This is a genomic window from Bradyrhizobium sp. 6(2017) (assembly GCF_011058295.2).
Taxonomy (GTDB): domain Bacteria; phylum Pseudomonadota; class Alphaproteobacteria; order Rhizobiales; family Xanthobacteraceae; genus Bradyrhizobium; species Bradyrhizobium septentrionale.
Window position 1 is genome coordinate 5,683,190 of the sequence record NZ_CP049289.2, and the last position, 15,824, is coordinate 5,699,013.

15 protein-coding genes are annotated in these 15,824 nt (G+C 65.4%); 6 read left to right on the forward strand and 9 right to left on the reverse strand.

The annotated features are described in order from the left end of the window. Positions 1-88: 88 nt before the first annotated feature. The 5 genes from G6P99_RS26700 to gatC form a co-directional block, all read right to left on the reverse strand. Positions 89-1,450, reverse strand: coding sequence for a patatin-like phospholipase family protein (locus G6P99_RS26700; RefSeq protein ID WP_165128993.1), 1,362 nt, complete (start codon positions 1,448-1,450; stop codon positions 89-91). Between the two features lie 162 nt (positions 1,451-1,612). Next, a complete protein-coding gene (locus G6P99_RS26705) occupies positions 1,613-1,894 on the reverse strand; it encodes a hypothetical protein (protein WP_029081072.1) in 282 nt (93 codons plus the stop codon). A gap of 3 nt (positions 1,895-1,897) precedes the next feature. After that, positions 1,898-3,373 (reverse strand): Asp-tRNA(Asn)/Glu-tRNA(Gln) amidotransferase subunit GatA, encoded by a 1,476-nt coding sequence (gene gatA / locus G6P99_RS26710; RefSeq protein WP_029081071.1) that lies wholly within the window; start codon positions 3,371-3,373, stop codon positions 1,898-1,900. Continuing rightward, complete coding sequence (locus tag G6P99_RS26715; RefSeq protein WP_029081070.1) at positions 3,370-3,600, reverse strand: hypothetical protein; 231 nt, start codon at positions 3,598-3,600, stop codon at positions 3,370-3,372. The genes gatA and G6P99_RS26715 overlap by 4 nt, the downstream gene beginning before the upstream one ends. Positions 3,601-3,678: 78 nt before the next feature. After that, positions 3,679-3,966: an Asp-tRNA(Asn)/Glu-tRNA(Gln) amidotransferase subunit GatC gene (gatC, locus tag G6P99_RS26720; protein ID WP_029081069.1), complete on the reverse strand. Its 288-nt coding sequence runs from the start codon at positions 3,964-3,966 to the stop codon at positions 3,679-3,681. 367 nt (positions 3,967-4,333) lie between these two features. Between gatC and G6P99_RS26725 the strand changes: the two genes are divergently transcribed. Then, positions 4,334-4,504, forward strand: coding sequence for a hypothetical protein (locus G6P99_RS26725; protein WP_156928589.1), 171 nt, complete (start codon positions 4,334-4,336; stop codon positions 4,502-4,504). Here the strand turns inward: G6P99_RS26725 and G6P99_RS26730 are convergent. Continuing rightward, a complete protein-coding gene (locus G6P99_RS26730) occupies positions 4,495-5,574 on the reverse strand; it encodes an NAD(P)H-dependent flavin oxidoreductase (RefSeq protein WP_029081068.1) in 1,080 nt (359 codons plus the stop codon). The two genes, G6P99_RS26725 and G6P99_RS26730, sit on opposite strands and share 10 nt — an antisense overlap. Before the next feature lie 18 nt (positions 5,575-5,592). Beyond that, positions 5,593-6,573 carry an NAD(P)H-dependent flavin oxidoreductase gene (locus tag G6P99_RS26735; RefSeq protein ID WP_029081067.1) on the reverse strand — a complete coding sequence of 327 codons (981 nt, stop codon included), beginning with the start codon at positions 6,571-6,573 and terminating at the stop codon, positions 5,593-5,595. A 118-nt stretch (positions 6,574-6,691) separates the two neighbouring features. Between G6P99_RS26735 and G6P99_RS26740 the strand changes: the two genes are divergently transcribed. Beyond that, the gene (locus G6P99_RS26740; RefSeq protein ID WP_029081066.1) at positions 6,692-7,582 is read left to right on the forward strand and encodes a LysR family transcriptional regulator; all 891 of its coding nucleotides are present in this window, start codon (positions 6,692-6,694) and stop codon (positions 7,580-7,582) included. Between the two features lie 49 nt (positions 7,583-7,631). Here the strand turns inward: G6P99_RS26740 and G6P99_RS26745 are convergent, their stop codons facing one another. After that, positions 7,632-9,803 carry a DNA/RNA non-specific endonuclease gene (locus G6P99_RS26745; protein ID WP_165123951.1) on the reverse strand — a complete coding sequence of 724 codons (2,172 nt, stop codon included), beginning with the start codon at positions 9,801-9,803 and terminating at the stop codon, positions 7,632-7,634. 229 nt (positions 9,804-10,032) lie between these two features. Here G6P99_RS26745 and ruvX point away from each other — a divergent pair, with 229 nt between their 5' ends. The 4 genes from ruvX to G6P99_RS26765 all read left to right on the forward strand — a co-directional run bounded on the left by ruvX (position 10,033) and on the right by G6P99_RS26765 (position 14,549). Further along, on the forward strand, positions 10,033-10,515 hold the full coding sequence (gene ruvX, locus G6P99_RS26750) for a Holliday junction resolvase RuvX (RefSeq protein ID WP_029081064.1): 483 nt from the start codon (positions 10,033-10,035) through the stop codon (positions 10,513-10,515). 2 nt (positions 10,516-10,517) lie between these two features. Then, entirely contained in the window at positions 10,518-11,444 is a 927-nt protein-coding gene (locus G6P99_RS26755) for an AEC family transporter (RefSeq protein ID WP_029081063.1), read from the forward strand. 167 nt (positions 11,445-11,611) lie between these two features. Next, positions 11,612-12,625 (forward strand): TRAP transporter substrate-binding protein, encoded by a 1,014-nt coding sequence (locus G6P99_RS26760; RefSeq protein WP_165123954.1) that lies wholly within the window; start codon positions 11,612-11,614, stop codon positions 12,623-12,625. Further along, the gene (locus G6P99_RS26765; protein ID WP_245284675.1) at positions 12,618-14,549 is read left to right on the forward strand and encodes a TRAP transporter large permease subunit; all 1,932 of its coding nucleotides are present in this window, start codon (positions 12,618-12,620) and stop codon (positions 14,547-14,549) included. Before G6P99_RS26760 ends, G6P99_RS26765 begins: the two co-directional genes overlap by 8 nt. Before the next feature lie 105 nt (positions 14,550-14,654). Here the strand turns inward: G6P99_RS26765 and G6P99_RS26770 are convergent, their stop codons facing one another. After that, positions 14,655-15,821: an alpha/beta fold hydrolase gene (locus tag G6P99_RS26770; RefSeq protein ID WP_165123957.1), complete on the reverse strand. Its 1,167-nt coding sequence runs from the start codon at positions 15,819-15,821 to the stop codon at positions 14,655-14,657. Positions 15,822-15,824: the final 3 nt, after the last annotated feature.

Sequence of the window (15,824 nt, forward strand, 5' to 3'; positions counted from 1 at the left end):
GCTTCGCGCAACCGATCGCGCCAGTCAAGCCGCCTTGCGGCCCCCATTGCAGCCCCCTTGCAGCCCGCGCCGGCACGTGAGGCGCAGATTAAAGCCCTCGCCGGAACTGCTGATAGGCCTTGCTTGCCCGCAGCGCGTCGGCGCCGCCCACAACCAGCTGGTCGACCTGCTCGGGCGGCAGCGAAAGCCGCGTCGGAATAGCGTTCAGGATGCCGGCACGCTCCGGTCCGAGCCGGTCGAAGCCGAGCCGCTCGACATAGATCGCGACGTCGCCGCACTTCCAGCCGGCGCCGACGCCGAGCCTCGTGCGATCCGCCGCCGACAGGCCGCAGCGCCAGCGCTTCAGCTTGCCCGACCAGTCGTTGGCGAGCGCTGTGAACGCCGCGTAGCTCGAGCGCACGCTGGCATCGATCGCGGTGTCGGCGGCGGCCGACACCAGCTCGACGCCGTTCGGCCCTTCCAGCGTCTGCACGAAGTCGCCGGAGATGCCGCGGCCGGCGTCGACCACCAGGAACAGGATGCGCCTGAGCTTGGCTGCCTGCCGTTCGTTCAAAGGCTCGTACGGACGCTGGGCTGCGAGCAGCCCGATGCTCAGCCCCGACAGGCCGTAATTGTCGACGAGGCCGCCGTCGAGCAGTTTGACGTAGCGCATCGAGCCGTCGCGGTAGCGCGCCTGGGCCTCGGCGTAGGAGCGCAGCAGCGGCTGCGCGTTCGGATCGTTGCGCACCCGCTCGAGCCACGGCGGCAGCGGCGCCGCGCAGCCGCCGGGAAAGGTTTCCAGCACGATCGGCGCAAATGCCAGCGGCACCGCGGCGGATGCGGCGACCGCTTCGGCGATACGATAGGAGCGGATGTCGCTGCACAGCGCATCGAACGCCGTCTTGCCGAACACGAACGGCGTGCGGTTGTAGATGTCTGACGCGTTGATCCAGACCCGCGGGCGGCGGTCGTCGGGCAATGCCTCGAACCGCGCGCCATTGAACAGATTGCGATCGAGCCAGTCGGTGAACTGGCTGTCGTTGACGCCGCCGCCCAGCGCGCGCCCGATATTGCCGAGCGAGATCCGGGTCTTCAGTCCCTCCTCGGCGTTGCGCAGCAGGAAGCGCTCGCGGAAATCGTCGAGCGCGGCGCGCCGCTTCAACCCGAAATAGGCGGCGGTGATGGAGCCGCCGGACACACCGGAGACAAAGTCGACGCGGTCGAGCAGCGTCTTGGTGCCTACAGCGCTGGAGCGCGTGCGGTCGAGCTCTTCCAGCACGCCGAAGGAAAACGCCGCGGCGCGCGTGCCGCCGCCGGAGAACGACAGCGCAAGCAGCAGGTCGTCTTCATAGCTTGGCATGTCGCTGATGCCGTTGGTGTCGGCAGCCACGGCGCCGAGCGGCACATTGCCGGGCAGATTGTAGACGGACGCGCAGCCGGCAAGGCCCGCCGCCGTCACGGCCACCAGCAGCGCTGACAGCCATCCCCCTATCCCCGACCCACGCACGAATACTCTCTTGCCGCTGGCCCCCGCCCGGTTCCGTTAGCCTATCACGGCCAATCTGGGCGGCGGCATGGCGGCCGAAACAGGGTTAATGATCGCGGTGCCTCGGCACCGGCAAACTCAGGCGCTCTACGTCAAAAGCGTGGAAACGATCCGCTCCCACTCCGCCTCGAGCGAGTCCTTGGCAACCGGCTGATTGGCGTGGCGATACCAGTAGTCGGCATTGCCGAGATCGCCCTCGACGCGATGCAGATGGGCATGAACCCAGGCCGAGCTGGCGTCGCTGCCGTCCTTCACGAAGTCGTGCGCCTTGTGCCAGTCGCCCTTCTTCGCCCACCACATTGCCGCAAGTTGCGGCGACAGCGCCGCATCAGGCGCAGCGTCCGCGAGACTGGCGCGGAAATCCGTCATCGCTCACCACCATTTCGGCGGCGTGAAGCGGCCGGCCGCCTGTTCGATCACTTCGCCGAGTGAGAATAGCGTCTCTTCGTCGAACGGTCGACCGATCAGCTGCAGGCCGAGCGGCAGACCCTGCGCGTCCTTGCCCGCGGGCACGGCGATGCCGGGCAGGCCCGCCATGTTCACGGTCACCGTGAAGATGTCGTTGAGATACATCTCGACCGGATCGGCACCGCCCTTCTCGCCGATGCCGAACGCCGCCGACGGCGTCGCCGGCGTCAGGATCGCATTCACGCCCTTGGCGAAGCAGTCCTCGAAATCCTTCTTGATCAGCGTCCGCACCTTCTGCGCCCGCAGATAATAGGCATCGTAGTAGCCGGCGGAGAGCACGTAGGTGCCGATCAAGACGCGGCGGCGCACCTCGTCGCCAAAACCGTCGGCGCGGGTGTTCTCGTACATCTCGATGATGTTCTTGCCCGGCTCGCGCAGTCCGTAGCGCACGCCGTCATAACGCGCGAGGTTCGACGAGGCCTCCGCCGGCGCCACGATGTAATAGGCCGGCAGCGCGTATTTGGTGTGCGGCAGCGACACCTCGACGAGCTCGGCGCCGGCAGCCTTCAGCCATTGCGCGCCCTCGCTCCAGAGCTTTTCGATCTCGGCCGGCATGCCGTCGAGCCGATACTCCCTGGGAATGCCGATCTTCATGCCCTTCACGGACTTGCCGATCGCGGCCTCGTAATCAGGCACGGCGATGTCGACCGATGTGGTGTCCTTCGGATCGTGCCCCGCCATCGAGCGCATCAGGATCGCGGCATCGCGCGTCGTACGCGCGATCGGACCGGCCTGGTCGAGCGAGGACGCAAAGGCGACGATGCCCCAGCGCGAACAGCGGCCATAGGTCGGCTTGATGCCGACGGTCGCGGTGAACGCGGCCGGCTGGCGGATCGAGCCGCCGGTGTCGGTCGCGGTTGCGCCCATGCAGAGCGACGCCGCCACCGCCGAGGCCGAGCCGCCTGACGAGCCGCCCGGCACCAGCGTGGTGTTTGAGCCCTCGCGGCGCCACGGGTTGGTGACCGGGCCGAAGCAAGAGGTCTCGTTCGACGAGCCCATCGCGAACTCGTCATTGTTGAGCTTGCCGAGCAGCACCGCGCCGTCGCGCCACAGCTGCGAGGTCACCGTCGACTCGTAGGGCGGGGTGAAGTTGCCGAGGATTTTTGAGCACGCCGTGGTCCTGATATCGCGGGTCGCGAACAGATCCTTGATGCCGAGCGGAATGCCGGCGAGCGGTCCGCCCTCGCCTTTTGCAATTTTCTCGTCGACAGCCTTGGCCATCTCGCGGGCGCGGTCCGGCGTCTCCAGCACATAGGCATTGAGCACGCGCGCGGCTTCGATGGCGGCGAGATGCGCATCGGTCAGCTCAACGGCGGTGAAAGACTTGCCCGCCAGGCCCTCGCGGGCCTCGGCGATCGTCAGCGATGTCAAATCGGTCATTTATTGATCGGGCTGCAGAAGAAGGGAGAAAGGGTCTTGTCGTTGGCGGGGTCGTCCTGCCGCGCCTTGGCGTTTTCCTTGGCGCGCGCAGCGTCGAGCGCCTCGAGGTGGTCGAGCACGGCGTCGATCGCCTCGTTGGGATCGGCGACCTTCCCCTTGCGCTCCATCACATCGAGGAAGTCCAAATAGGCCTTGTAGGCCTTCTCATCGTCGCAGAGCAGACACATCGGACTTTGTCGCTTTTGTTTGACGCGTTTTCTTCACGCGAACCGGTATTCACTTCGCTCGAAAACGCGATGCTAGAGTTACTCGACCACCTTCGGCACCAGGAAGAAGTGGTTCACGGTATCGGGCGCATTGCGGACGATGTCGTCGGCGATCTCGCCGTCATTGACCAAATCGGCGCGCTTTTTCATCTCCATCGGCGTCACCGAGGTCATCGGCTCCACGCCGTCGATATTCACTTCCGACAGCTGCTCGACAAAGGCCAGCATCGCGTTCAATTCCCCCTGGAGATGGGGAACTTCGGCGTCGCTGACCGCGATCCGTGCCAGATGGGCGATGCGGCGGACGGTCGTGGCGTCTACGGACATTATATAGGGCCCCAAGGCTGAAAAGGTCAGCCCGCCGTATAGCAGAGGCCGGTTTTGCGCCGCAACCGCGCCGGGCGCGCGGCTGGCCTCAGCCCCCCTGTCGGACGGCCGGTCAGGCGCCCGGCAGCCGACGATTCCGGCGGCAAAACCCGCGACGAAACCACTTTGCGGACCCGGCGCAGTCGTCCTGAAACATTCGCGGCGCCTACTCGCCTCAAATAGAAAAGTACGGGAGTCCGTCATGTCGATGCGTGAGACCACCCCCCAGCCGGGAGGCTGGGACCCTGCCCTCTGGTCGATCGGTACCGCGATCGGTGTCGCGATCCTTTACGTGGCCTGTCTGGTCTGAACGAGACGAGAAATAGCCATGTCCCAAGCAAAAATTCTGCAGGACAAGGCCGAGATGTTCGAGCGCCGCGCCGAAAGCGCCACGGATCCGATCTCCCGGCAGCACTACAAGGAAATGGCCGCGCATTATCGCAGGCTTGCGACCGAGCATCTGGAGATCAACCAGAGCGAGCCCGCGCGTCAGGCCTGAGATAGTGCCCCCATCCGCGCCAGCGCGGCGCCGGCCAGCGCCCGGGTCAGCTCGGCTGCGGGCATTTCCTTGCCCATCCGCACCGCCTGCCCGGCCCACAGATTGGTGAAATCGACCTTGCCCTGTTTCTCGGCAGCCGCCTTCAGCGGGCCGAGCGCGGTCGCCGCATGCGGGAATGCCGGCGCGTCCGGTGAGATCGGGCCGACCTCACGCATCACGCGGTTGGCGACGCCGCGCGCCGGACGGCCGGTCATCACATTGGTGATGACGGTCGATTCGTCGCTGGCCTGCGCCAGCGCGATCCGGCCTGCCGCGGTCACCTTGGACTCCGGGCAGCGCAGATAGGCGGTGCCGATCTGCACGGCGGAGGCCCCGAGCGCGAACGCGGCCGCGATCCCGCGTCCATCCGCGATGCCGCCGGCCGCGACGACCGGCAGCTTCACCGCATCGACGACCTGCGGCAGCAGCGAGAACGTGCCGGGCTGCTCGGCGATGGTCCCGGTCAGGAACATGGCGCGATGGCCGCCGGCATCGGCGCCTTGCGCGATGATCACGTCGACGCCGTTCTCCTCGAGCCAGATCGCCTCCTTCACGGTGGTGGCCGATGACATCACGGTCGCACCCGCCGCCTTCACCCGCTGCAGCAGTTTTGCCTCCGGCAGGCCGAAATGGAAGCTGACGATTTCGGGCTTCAGCTCCTCGACCACCGCACAGAATGCCGCATCGAACGGCGCACGGTTCGCGGCGTTGATCGGCGCATCCGGATCGAGGCCGTGTTCGCGATAGTAAGGCGCGAGCCGCTGTCGCCATTGCGCCTCGCGCGCCGGATCGGCGTCGACCGCCTTGTGGCAGAAGAAGTTGAGGTTGATCGGCGCTGACACGCGCTGGCGGATGATGTTGACCTGCTCACGCGCCTTCTCGGCCGACAGCATCGCACATGGCAGCGAGCCGAGCCCGCCGCCCTGTGCCACCGCGATCACCAGCTCCGCATCCATCACGCCGGCCATCGGCGCCAGCACGATCGGGAACTCGGTCTTGAAACGATCGATCAATCGACGGTCTGGCCACATGGTGTGTCTCGCGCGTGTTCAGGTCAGAGAGGAAAGAGAATTGCGCCGGCCGAGCAGGCTTTGCTCGGCTTCGGTGACGATGCGGCCGACGATCTCGGCCGCCGGAACGATATCATGGATCAGCCCGACGGACTCGCCGGCAAACACCGCGGCGATGTCGAAATTGCCCGCAGCGCGCGCAGCGGCGTATTCCGCCGCGATCTCGTCCGCGCGCTGCATCAGCTCGATCTCGCGGCCGCTCCAGCGCTGCAGATGGTCGTTGGCAAGCGATCGCGCGGTGAACGGCGCCGGCCACATCAGCTTGCGCGACCAGTCGAACACCACGCCGCGCACCGTCTCACCGCTCTTCGCCGCGCAGATCAGCTGCTTCGCCTGCTCCGGCGCGTCGGCCTCGACGCTGGCATAGAACCGCGTTCCCATCAGCACGCCGGAGGCGCCGAGCATCATCATCGCCGCGAGGCCGCGCCCGTCCGCGATGCCGCCGGCCGCAACGACCGGCACGCGCCCCGCCGCGAAGTCGATGATCGCAGGCACGATGTCGAGCGTGGTGCGCGAGGCGCCGTGACCGCCCGCCTCGGTGCCCTGCGCGATCAGGATGTCGGCGCCGCAATCGAGCGCCGCTTGCGCCATCTCCTCGCTCTGCACCTGGCAGATCAGCAGCGCGCCGGCCGCCTTGATCTTGGGTGCGAACGGAGCGGGATCGCCGAACGACAGCATCACCGCGCGCGGCTTCGCGTCGAGCGCGATATCGATCAGCTCGGGCTGCTTGGCGAGGCTCCAGGTGATGAAGCCGATGCCGAACGGACGGCCAAATCCCCTGAGCGTCGCGGCCTCCGCCTCGAGCCAGGCGCGGTCCCCGTAGCCGCCGCCCAAAATGCCGAAGCCGCCCGCGTTGCTCACCGCCCTGACCAGCCGGCTCCCCGTGATCATGGCCATCGGCGCCAGCAGGATCGGATGTGTGATGCCCAGACGTGCCGTCAATTCGGTGCTGATCGGCATGCGCTCGCTCCCTGTTCTGGACTTGCTCTTCTGGACTCGAAGCCTAAGCGGGCCTAACATTCTCGGAAAATGAATACTATAGAACGCTACCATCTCTAATTCAGAACGGTGGTCTCCCATGGAATTGACCGACCTCCTCACCTTTTCCACGGTTGCCCGGCTCGGCGGCATCACCCGGGCTGCAGAAGAGCTCAACACCGTGCAGTCCAATGTCACCCAGCGCATCAAGGCGCTGGAGGCCGAGATCGGCACCGCGCTGTTCGAGCGTCACAGCCGGGGCATGTCGCTGACCGGCGCCGGCCGCCGCCTGTTGCCATATGCGCAGCGCATGGCGGCGCTGTCGCGCGAAGCCGTGCTCGCCGCGCGTGACGATGGCGAGCCGAAGGGTCCGCTGTCGATCGGCTCGATGGAGACCACCGCCGCGGTGCGGCTGCCGGCGCTGCTTGCCGAATTTCATCGCCGCTATCCGGCGGTGCGCCTGACCTTGCGCACCGCGCCGACGGCCGACCTCGTGGCCGCCGTGCTCGATGGCTCGCTCGACGGCGCCTTTGTCGCCGGCCCGATCGAGCACGCCGAACTCACCGCAACGCCCGCATTCGCGGAGGAACTGGTGCTGGTCACCGCGCAGCGCTGGACGTCGCTCGCCGCGTTGCGCGCCGGCACGCCGGAGTCGGGCCCTACCGCGCTGGTGTTCCGCACCGGCTGCACCTACCGGCAGCGGCTCGAACAGGTCTTCACCGAATTCGGCTGGCCGTCGGCGGTCCGCTTCGAGTTCGGCACGCTCGACGGCATGATCGGCTGCGTCGCCGCCGACATGGGCGTCACCCTGCTGCCGCGCGCCGTCGTCGAGCGCGATCATGTGCAGCGCGACGTCCATATCCACAAGCTCAACCCGCAGCACGCGCTTGTCGAGACGTTGTTCATCCAGCGCCGCACCGCGCACCAGTACAGTCCATTGCAGGGTCTCGCCGCATGCCTTGGCGGCGACGAGCGGGTGATTGCCGCCTGAGGCAATCCATGTCCGCCCAGCACCGCATCGATCGCCGCCTCGTCCGCATCTAGAGCCTGATATCGTCGACCGTCTCTATCCGGCGCGGGCCGACGGCGGTCGCCTCGTGGGTGTCGACGGAATCGAGCTCGCCGAAATCGAGCTTGGTCAATTTCGTCAGGTCCGCGATCGAGACCTGGAAGACCTTGACGTCCGCCTCGGACAGCTTCTCCTCGATCCGGTCGATATCCATGATGAGGTCGCGCTGGCTCATCAGGAACGCAGCAGCCTTCAGTCCGCCATTGTCGTCGTCCTTGGTGATCAGGATCTTCCAGAAATATTTTGGGATCTGCACGCCGCCGAAGCTCGGGTCCTTGTGCGCCTTGCCGGCCGGATTGGGCAGATCTCCGCCGTCGGCGTCGGGCCCGTCGAACACCGGCCCGTTCATGACGATGCCCTTCTTCTCGTCGTTTAGCAGCACGTCGCGCGTATAGTCCTCCAATCCGGCCCACAATTGCTTGCCCTGGTTGAACGAGAAGAACTGCGGCGAGCAGTTGGTGAAGTGGAAGGAATCGTCGCCATGCTGCTTGGCCTGCTTGACCGTATCGCCCCACGTGGCGTCGAGGCGGCGGACCAGGTGGCCGCGATCGAACGGATTGGCGCTGCGGTCAGCTTCGAAGGTCGATTGCTTCTTGTAGAACTCGTCGCCGATCTGGAACTCGGGGTCGATGCGGGTATCCTTGAGCCAGGAGTCGCCCTCGCGCTTGCCGACATCCTGCTGCTTGCCGCCGTCGATGTTGACGCAACTGAAGAAGGCGAGCTTCCGCTCCTTGTTCATCACCACGCTGTAGTTGAAATATTTCAGCTCGGACTTCCCCGAACTGCCCTTGAGCGTCGTCACCTTCGATTTCAGCCCGGCCGGAATCTTCGGCAGCGGCACCGACAGCTTGCCGCTGCCGATGAAGTTGGCCTTGTATCCCGGCCGCGAGCCGAGCGTGGTCTGGTCGATGTGGACCGCCTCCATCGCCATGCCGGTTGCGGGTCCGATCTGCGGTCCGGCAGGGACGATCGGCGGCGCTGTGACCGCCGGCGGCGCGGCGGGCGGCGCTGCAAGCGGCATGACCAGCCGCTTGATGACAGGCATCGGAACGCGGATCGGCACCACGAGGGTGGTCGCATCGCCGGTCTGCTCCAGCCACAGATTGGCGCCGGCGATGGGCGGAAGCATGCTGAGGCTCTCGGATCCTGGCGGCTGTGACGGCGGCCGAGGCGGAGGCGGCGCCTGCTGATCGAGCACCGGCTTGATCACCGGATTTGCGGCGACTGCGACCTTGAGGTCGGCGACGATGGCGCTGACGCGGCCCCCCTCATTGGCGATCCAGTCGATCAGCGTCTCGTCCATCGAGGCATCCCAGACCTTGCCGTCCTTGGTCAGGGTACGCCCTTGCGAATCCTTCCTCGGCACGCCGCTGTGATGCAGCGCGATCACCTGCCAGAACCGGTTGAAGGCCGGAGAGCCCGAGGATCCGGCAGTGGTGTCGGTCATGTACCAGACGAAGTCGCCGACATATTTGAGCAGCTTGTTCTCGCGCACACAGACCTGCTTGAGCTCGCCGCCGGGATGCTGGATGATGGTGAGATATTCGCCGGGATCGCCCTTGCCGGGCTCGCCGTTGAGTGGCAACCATCCCCACTCGGCAAGCTCGCGTCCCCCCGCCTGTGAGGTTGGCGCCACCGCGACAATCGAAAAATCCAGCCGGTCATTGGTGTAGAAAAATCTCTCGGGCAGAAAGCCGAACCGGACCGGCGTGCGCTCCATCCCGGCAATGTCGAACTCATAGTCGAAATCCGCGATCGAGTTGGCGGCGTCGGCGGGCTTGCCGAAGACATGATGGTTGGTCATCAAAAGACCTGGACCGATCAAGAAGCCGGTCGCGTAGCCGACCAGGTTGGCGCGTGCATCCTTCAGCTGAATGCGGCAGATCGAGCGCGACGCCAGCGTCCCCTTGGCCAGGTAGTTGATGCTGTCGAGGTCGTTGCCCTGGATAATCCGCTCGAGCCCGATCTGGACCATGGTCGGATCGTCGGTCTGCTCCAGGAGCTGGCGCTGGCGCAGCTGCTTCCGCTCGACCGACATCTTGATCGGACCGTCGCCGAGCTTGCGGTTGAGCTCGGTCGGTGAAAAATCGGCTTGCTTGAGGCGTTGCTCCGAGGCGGCGATGAGACTCGGCTTGATCAGCATGATGGTCTCCGCTCAAAATGAAAAAGGAAATTTCCGCGCGCGAGACCGGCGGAGCGCGCATCCGCAAAAGTCGCATCATCGAAACGAATCGGCGGTCGCCGGGATCGCAACCTAAAATGATACTATACTTTACATTCCCGTATATGGAGAACAGATGTTCGTGAAGGAAGCGCGACATCCGGAACGACAATTTGCCGCACCGGCCACGCGCATGGTAAGCGCTAGCGCCATGCCCGCCCCCATCCTTCCCTTGATCGAAGCCGCGCCGCACTGGCCCGACCGCGGCGCGCTTGTCGGCCTCGACCTCGGCACCAAGACCATCGGCGTTGCCGTCTCCGATCCGGACCGGCGGCTTGCCACCGGCGTCGAGACCATCAAGCGCAAGCAATTCAAGGCCGACGCGGCCCGGCTGCTCGCGATCGCGGCCGAGCGCAACGCCGTCGGCTTCGTGCTGGGCCTGCCGATCAACATGGACGGCAGCGAGGGCCCGCGCGCGCAATCGACCCGGGCGTTCGCCCGCAATCTCGCGGGCCTCACCGCGCTGGCGATCGGGCTGTGGGACGAGCGGCTGTCGACCGCGGCGGTCGAGCGCGAGCTGATCGGGATGGACGTCAGCCGCGCGCGCCGCGCCGAGGTGATCGACGAGCACGCCGCGATCTTCATCCTGCAGGGTGCACTCGACCGGCTCGCGAAGCTGCGCGGGGACCGCTGAGGATGGCCGTGGTGATCGCGGCGCTGCTGCCGGTGTTCCTCCTGATCGTGCTCGGCTTCGTCCTGAGGCGCACGCTGATGCGGCTCGACACCGAATGGCACGGGCTGGAACAGCTGACCTATTACGTGCTGTTCCCGGTGCTTTTGGTGCAGACGCTGGTGAGGGCCGATCTGACCAAAGTGCCGGTCGCAGGCGTCGGCGGCGCGCTGCTGCTCGCCGCGCTCGTGATGAGCCTGCTGTGTCTCGCGCTGCGTGGCCCGCTCGCCCGCGCCGGGGTCGATGGCCCGGCTTTCAGCTCGATCTTCCAGGGCGCGACCCGCTGGCAGACCTATGTCGCGCTGTCGGTGTCGCGCAATCTCTATGGCAGCGTCGGGCTGGCGCTGGCCTCCGTCGCGATGGTCGCGATCATCCCGCTGGTCAACGTCTTCAGCGTCGCCGTACTGGCGAAATATGCCTCGTCCGAGAAGCGCACTGTGGGCGCGATCGTGATGACGGTCGTGAAGAACCCGCTGATCTGGGCCTGCGTGATCGGGCTCGCCATCAACGTCGCGCACATCGCGCTGCCGCAGATCTGGCACGATGTCGCCGACGCGCTGGGCGGCTCGTCGCTCGCGATCGGCCTGCTCGTCACCGGCGCCGGCCTGCATCTGGAAGGCATCTTCCGCCCCGGCCTCGCCGCCAGCGCCGCGCTGGTCCTGAAGCTGGTCGCAATGCCCGTCCTGACCGTCGCACTCGCCGTGTGGTTCGGCGTCAGCGGCGCCAATCTCGCCATCGTCGCGGCCTGCGCCGCGGTGCCGACCTCGCCGTCAGCCTATGTGCTGGCGCGCCAGTTGGGCGGCGACGCCCCGCTGCTCGCCCAGATCATCACGCTGCAGACGATTCTGGCGGCGGTCACGATGCCGGTCGTGATTGCCGCGGTCGGGCTTTAGACCTCCTCATAAGATCATCACGTCCGCTTCTGCTGACAGGTAGCCCGTCGCTCGAAGAATGGCGCCACGCGGCCCGCGCATTCGCCATCGATCCTGCCCCATGCTTTACTCCGCCTCGCCGTAAGAAGTGCTCCGAAAGAGCCAAGAATATTCAGGGAGAGAATTTGATGACGATCGCGCGACGAAATCTGCTCAAAGCGGGAGCGTGCGGAATCGCCGCGTCACTGGGTGCGCCCTTTGTCGGCCGCCCCGGATGGGCTGCGGCCCCGGCTCATACCTTGAAGCTGACGTTTGCCGATACTCAAGCGCATTCTCTCTACGAGGTCCTGAAGCGCTTCTCGGAGGACGTCTCGAAGCGGACCTCCGGTGCGGTCGAAATTCAGGTGTTCAGCATCGGTCAGCTTGGCAGCGGGACCAACATCCTCACCGGCCTGCAGACCGGCATCGTCGATTTTTGCGCTCACACATCCGGCTTCATCGACACCATCTTTCCCAAGTTTCAGGTGCTCGACCTTCCGTTCCTGTTCCCCGATTCGGCTTCGGCAGAAAAGCTGCTCGACGGGCCCGTCGGCTCCAAATTCATGGATATGCTCCCGACCAAGGGAATCTATGGTCTGGGCTGGGGGCACTGGGGGTGGCGCGTCGTTTCGACCATCGATCGCAAGGCTCCGGAGCCTTCCGACATGAAGGGATTGAAGATCCGTGTCCAGCCCGGCGCTATCTTCGCCGCGACGTTCAAGGCGCTCGGCGCAAGCCCGGTCGCCATCGACCTGACCGAAGTCTACCTCGCCCTGTCGCAGCGCGTCATCGATGCCGTCGAGACGCCGATGATCTCGCTCGCTGCCACCAAGCACGATGAGATCGTCAAAACGATCAATCTGACCAATCAGGTTTACAACGTCGGTGTCATGATGGCGAGCAAGTCGAAGTTCGACGCGCTGCCGAAGGACGCACAGGAGGCAATCCGCGCCGCCAGCGCAAATCTCACCAAGGATTGGCGTTCGACGATCGCCACGGCGAGCGAGCAACGAGCAGCCGGCTACAAGGCCAAAGGCCTGACCATCGTGGAACCGAACCGCGACGATTACCGCAAGGCCACCGCAAGCGTCTATCCGCAGTTCAAGGATATCATCGGCGCCGATCTCTACGATGCGGTTCTGAAGGAAGTCGGACATGCATGAAGCGCTCTCGCCGGTGGCTGACGGCGAGCTCGCGAGACCTCATCCTGAACGACAGGAGTCAGCGCGCGGGCCGGTGGCCAATGGGGTCCGCGCAGCGCTCAACGGGATAGACATGGCGTTCAGGGCGATCCTTGTGATCGCGCTGGTGATCCAGCTCGTGATCGTGCTTGTCGGCATCGTCTCTCGGTTCTGGTTCGACGAGTCCATCTTGTGGGCCGACGAGGCTGCGAAGCTGTTCCTGTCGCTGACGGCATTCGTCGGCGGGGCGCTGGCGTTCCGGGCCCGCCATCACACGACCGTCGAATTCCTGACGGCGAAGTTCTCGCCCCGCTGGCGCAATTCGCTCGCGATCGGCATGGACCTGCTGGTCCTGATCGCCGCGGTCGTGGTGGGCGATGTCTCGCTCGACCTGATCTCGATTTCCGCCACGTCGGATACGCCCATCCTCCAGATCAACCAGGCCTGGCTGGTGCTCCCGCTCGCTGTCGGGCTCGGGCTGACCGCCCTGTTCGCGCTCGAGCGTCTGGCGTTTGAAAGTCGGGCCAGCGATCTGATTCCCGCAGCCGTCGTTGTCGCGCTGCTTGTCGGGCTGATCTACGCGGCGAGCGCGATGCCGCCATCGCTGCACCTGCCCAACGGAACGGCGCTCGCCGTCATGCTCGTTGCTTTCCTGCTTGCGATTCTGCTCGGCCTCCCGGTCAGCTACGCGATGCTCCTTGGATCGGTGACCTTTCTCATGGTCAGCGGCGTCGCGCCGCTGATCGCCGTCGCCCAGAACGCCTTTGACGGCACCAGCAACTATATTCTGCTCACCCTGCCGTTCTTCATCTGGGCGGGCCTGATCATGGAGAAGGGAGGCATCAGCCTCCGGCTGGTCCGCTTCGCCATGACGCTCGTGGGTCACATGCGCGGCGGCCTGCTCCAGGTGGTCGTTCTGACCATCTACATGGTTTCGGGTATCTCCGGCTCCAAGATCGCCGACGTCGTCGCGGTCGGCTCCGTGCTGCGGCGAGAGCTCCAGCGCCAGGGCTACAAGCCCGAACAGGGCGCCGCGGTGCTGGCGGCCTCCGCGGCCATGTCGGAGACGATCCCTCCAAGCCTCGCGATGCTGGTCCTGGGTTCGGTCGCTCCGATCTCGATCGGAACCCTGTTCATCGCCGGATTGATGCCCGCAGCGGTTATCGCGTTGTTGCTGATGCTGTTGAACTATGCGTTGTCGCGACGCGCCAACACGCCATCCGCCCCGCGCGCGACCGCATCCGAATTGCTGAGCGCGACAGGCGGGGCCATTCTGCCGCTGGTCATGCCCGTGATCATGGTGATCGGCATTCGCTTCGGTGTCGCTACCCCGACCGAGGTTTCGAGCGTCGCCGTGCTCTATGGCCTGGTGCTCGCATTCGGCATCTACCGCGCCGTAGGCCTGGCGGCACTGTACGAAATTGCCGTGGAATCCTGCCTCCTTGCGGGGATGGTGCTGTTCATCATCGCAGCGGCGTTCTCGTTTGGATGGACTTTGACGGCCGCGAACCTGCCGGCGAACCTGGCCATGTTGCTGCATTCCGCCGGCGACAACCAAACGGTCTTCATCCTCGGAACGATCGTGCTCCTGATCGTCGTCGGCTCGCTTCTGGAAGGTCTTCCGGCGCTGATCATTCTCGGCCCGCTGCTGATGCCGATCGCGACCGGCTACGGCATCGACATCATCCACTACAGCATGATCATCATTCTCGCGATGGGCGTCGGCATCTTCGTCCCCCCGATCGGCATCGGTTTCTATGTGTCCTGTTCGGTGTCGAACAGCCGGCTGGAGGCGACCGGACGCGCCATGCTGCCCTATCTCGCCGTCCTGCTCCTGGGCGTCCTGATCGTGGCTTTCGTCCCCTGGTTCACGCTCGCCGTGCCGCACCTGATCCAGGGACGCTGATCGCGAGAGACGGCTGTGGGAGCGGCTTTCAGAATGATCCATCACTCGGTGGATCGGAGCACCGGCCATGCCCGTCTGCTTGGCCGACATCCGCGTCCTCGCTGCCTATCGGGGACAGTCGTCGGGCGCAGCCTTTCCTGCGAACCGTGCACTCGTCCAGTCGAGCACGGCTTCGGTGCTGGCCTGAGCTGCCCTTCCGTGTCCGATATTTGGCATCGAAAGGATGCGCACTTTGCTGCCAGCGCTACACAGCGCCGCGGCATAGTTCTCCGTCACCTGAGGTCGAATGATCACGTCATCCAATCCTTGGGCCAGAAAGACCGGAACCTCGGCAGGCAGGGCGCCGGGCGAATTCTCGGTCAACAGCGTGTGCCAGGGCTCAACGTCGGACGGATGCTTGGTCGTCAGGAAATACTGTTGCAGCGGCCGCTCGGTGCGTTGACGGATCCATATGTCGAACGGTCCTTCGATGCATTCCTTGGCAAGTTCGTCGATGGCCGGCATGGCCCTCCGGTCAACCACCCTATCCATCTTGGCATCAAAGACTCTTTGCCAGGACCACAACGTCATCGCCGTAATGTTTTTCCCACCGACAGAATCGATGTCTTCGTTCATTAGCTTCACGAGGTCGGTGGCGGGGGCCGCCGCCGCGACACCGAGCAGCGCCAGTTCGGGCGCGTAGGCTTTTGCAATGATGCCTGTGAACAGCGCGGCATGGCCACCCTGCGAATGGCCCCAGACCACAAATCTGCGGCCGCCTCCGGCACCTGGCAACTGGGCGGCAACCCGGGCGGAGTCGATCACTGCACGGGCCTCGCTGATGCCGACCAGATAGGGATGCGGACCCTCGGTCCCTAGTCCAGGATAGTCGGTTGCGGCAACCACGTAGCCGTCGCGTACGAACGACCGCAGCCCCTGGATCTGCTGAAATAAGAAGATAGCCAGCGACGGCGCACAGCGCGGTACGATTCCCGACGTTGGATGGGCCCAGGCCACGATCGGCCTGCCAGCCTGCGGCGGATCACCCGACGGCACAATCACGACGCCCGACACGAGGATCGGCTTGTTGTCAAATCCGGTCGAGCGATAAAGCACACGGTAAGCTGTGGCGCCGAGGGGAGCGCCGTCGATCACCTCCTGCCGAACGAGCGTGCCGGGCGCTCCCGCAACCGCGGATGCCGGTGCACGGTAGAATGCGGTTTGTGCGCCTGCTGCCTCGGCACCGGTGAGCATGCACAAGAGTACAAGCGCGAACCTGAAACTCGTCGGCATGGC

What these genes read in the sequence shown, in the direction of transcription:
- G6P99_RS26755 (WP_029081063.1), top strand. Translation starts at nt 10,518, where the DNA reads ATGGCCGTGGTGATCGCGGCGCTGCTGCCGGTGTTCCTCCTGATCGTG.
- ruvX (WP_029081064.1), top strand. Translation starts at nt 10,033, where the DNA reads ATGCCCGCCCCCATCCTTCCCTTGATCGAAGCCGCGCCGCACTGGCCC.
- G6P99_RS26730 (WP_029081068.1), bottom strand. Translation starts at nt 5,574, where the DNA reads ATGTGGCCAGACCGTCGATTGATCGATCGTTTCAAGACCGAGTTCCCG.
- G6P99_RS26765 (WP_245284675.1), top strand. Translation starts at nt 12,618, where the DNA reads ATGCATGAAGCGCTCTCGCCGGTGGCTGACGGCGAGCTCGCGAGACCT.
- G6P99_RS26725 (WP_156928589.1), top strand. Translation starts at nt 4,334, where the DNA reads ATGTCCCAAGCAAAAATTCTGCAGGACAAGGCCGAGATGTTCGAGCGC.
- gatC (WP_029081069.1), bottom strand. Translation starts at nt 3,966, where the DNA reads ATGTCCGTAGACGCCACGACCGTCCGCCGCATCGCCCATCTGGCACGG.
- G6P99_RS26705 (WP_029081072.1), bottom strand. Translation starts at nt 1,894, where the DNA reads ATGACGGATTTCCGCGCCAGTCTCGCGGACGCTGCGCCTGATGCGGCG.
- G6P99_RS26745 (WP_165123951.1), bottom strand. Translation starts at nt 9,803, where the DNA reads ATGCTGATCAAGCCGAGTCTCATCGCCGCCTCGGAGCAACGCCTCAAG.
- G6P99_RS26735 (WP_029081067.1), bottom strand. Translation starts at nt 6,573, where the DNA reads ATGCCGATCAGCACCGAATTGACGGCACGTCTGGGCATCACACATCCG.
- gatA (WP_029081071.1), bottom strand. Translation starts at nt 3,373, where the DNA reads ATGACCGATTTGACATCGCTGACGATCGCCGAGGCCCGCGAGGGCCTG.
- G6P99_RS26740 (WP_029081066.1), top strand. Translation starts at nt 6,692, where the DNA reads ATGGAATTGACCGACCTCCTCACCTTTTCCACGGTTGCCCGGCTCGGC.
- G6P99_RS26760 (WP_165123954.1), top strand. Translation starts at nt 11,612, where the DNA reads ATGACGATCGCGCGACGAAATCTGCTCAAAGCGGGAGCGTGCGGAATC.
- G6P99_RS26715 (WP_029081070.1), bottom strand. Translation starts at nt 3,600, where the DNA reads ATGTGTCTGCTCTGCGACGATGAGAAGGCCTACAAGGCCTATTTGGAC.
- G6P99_RS26770 (WP_165123957.1), bottom strand. Translation starts at nt 15,821, where the DNA reads ATGCCGACGAGTTTCAGGTTCGCGCTTGTACTCTTGTGCATGCTCACC.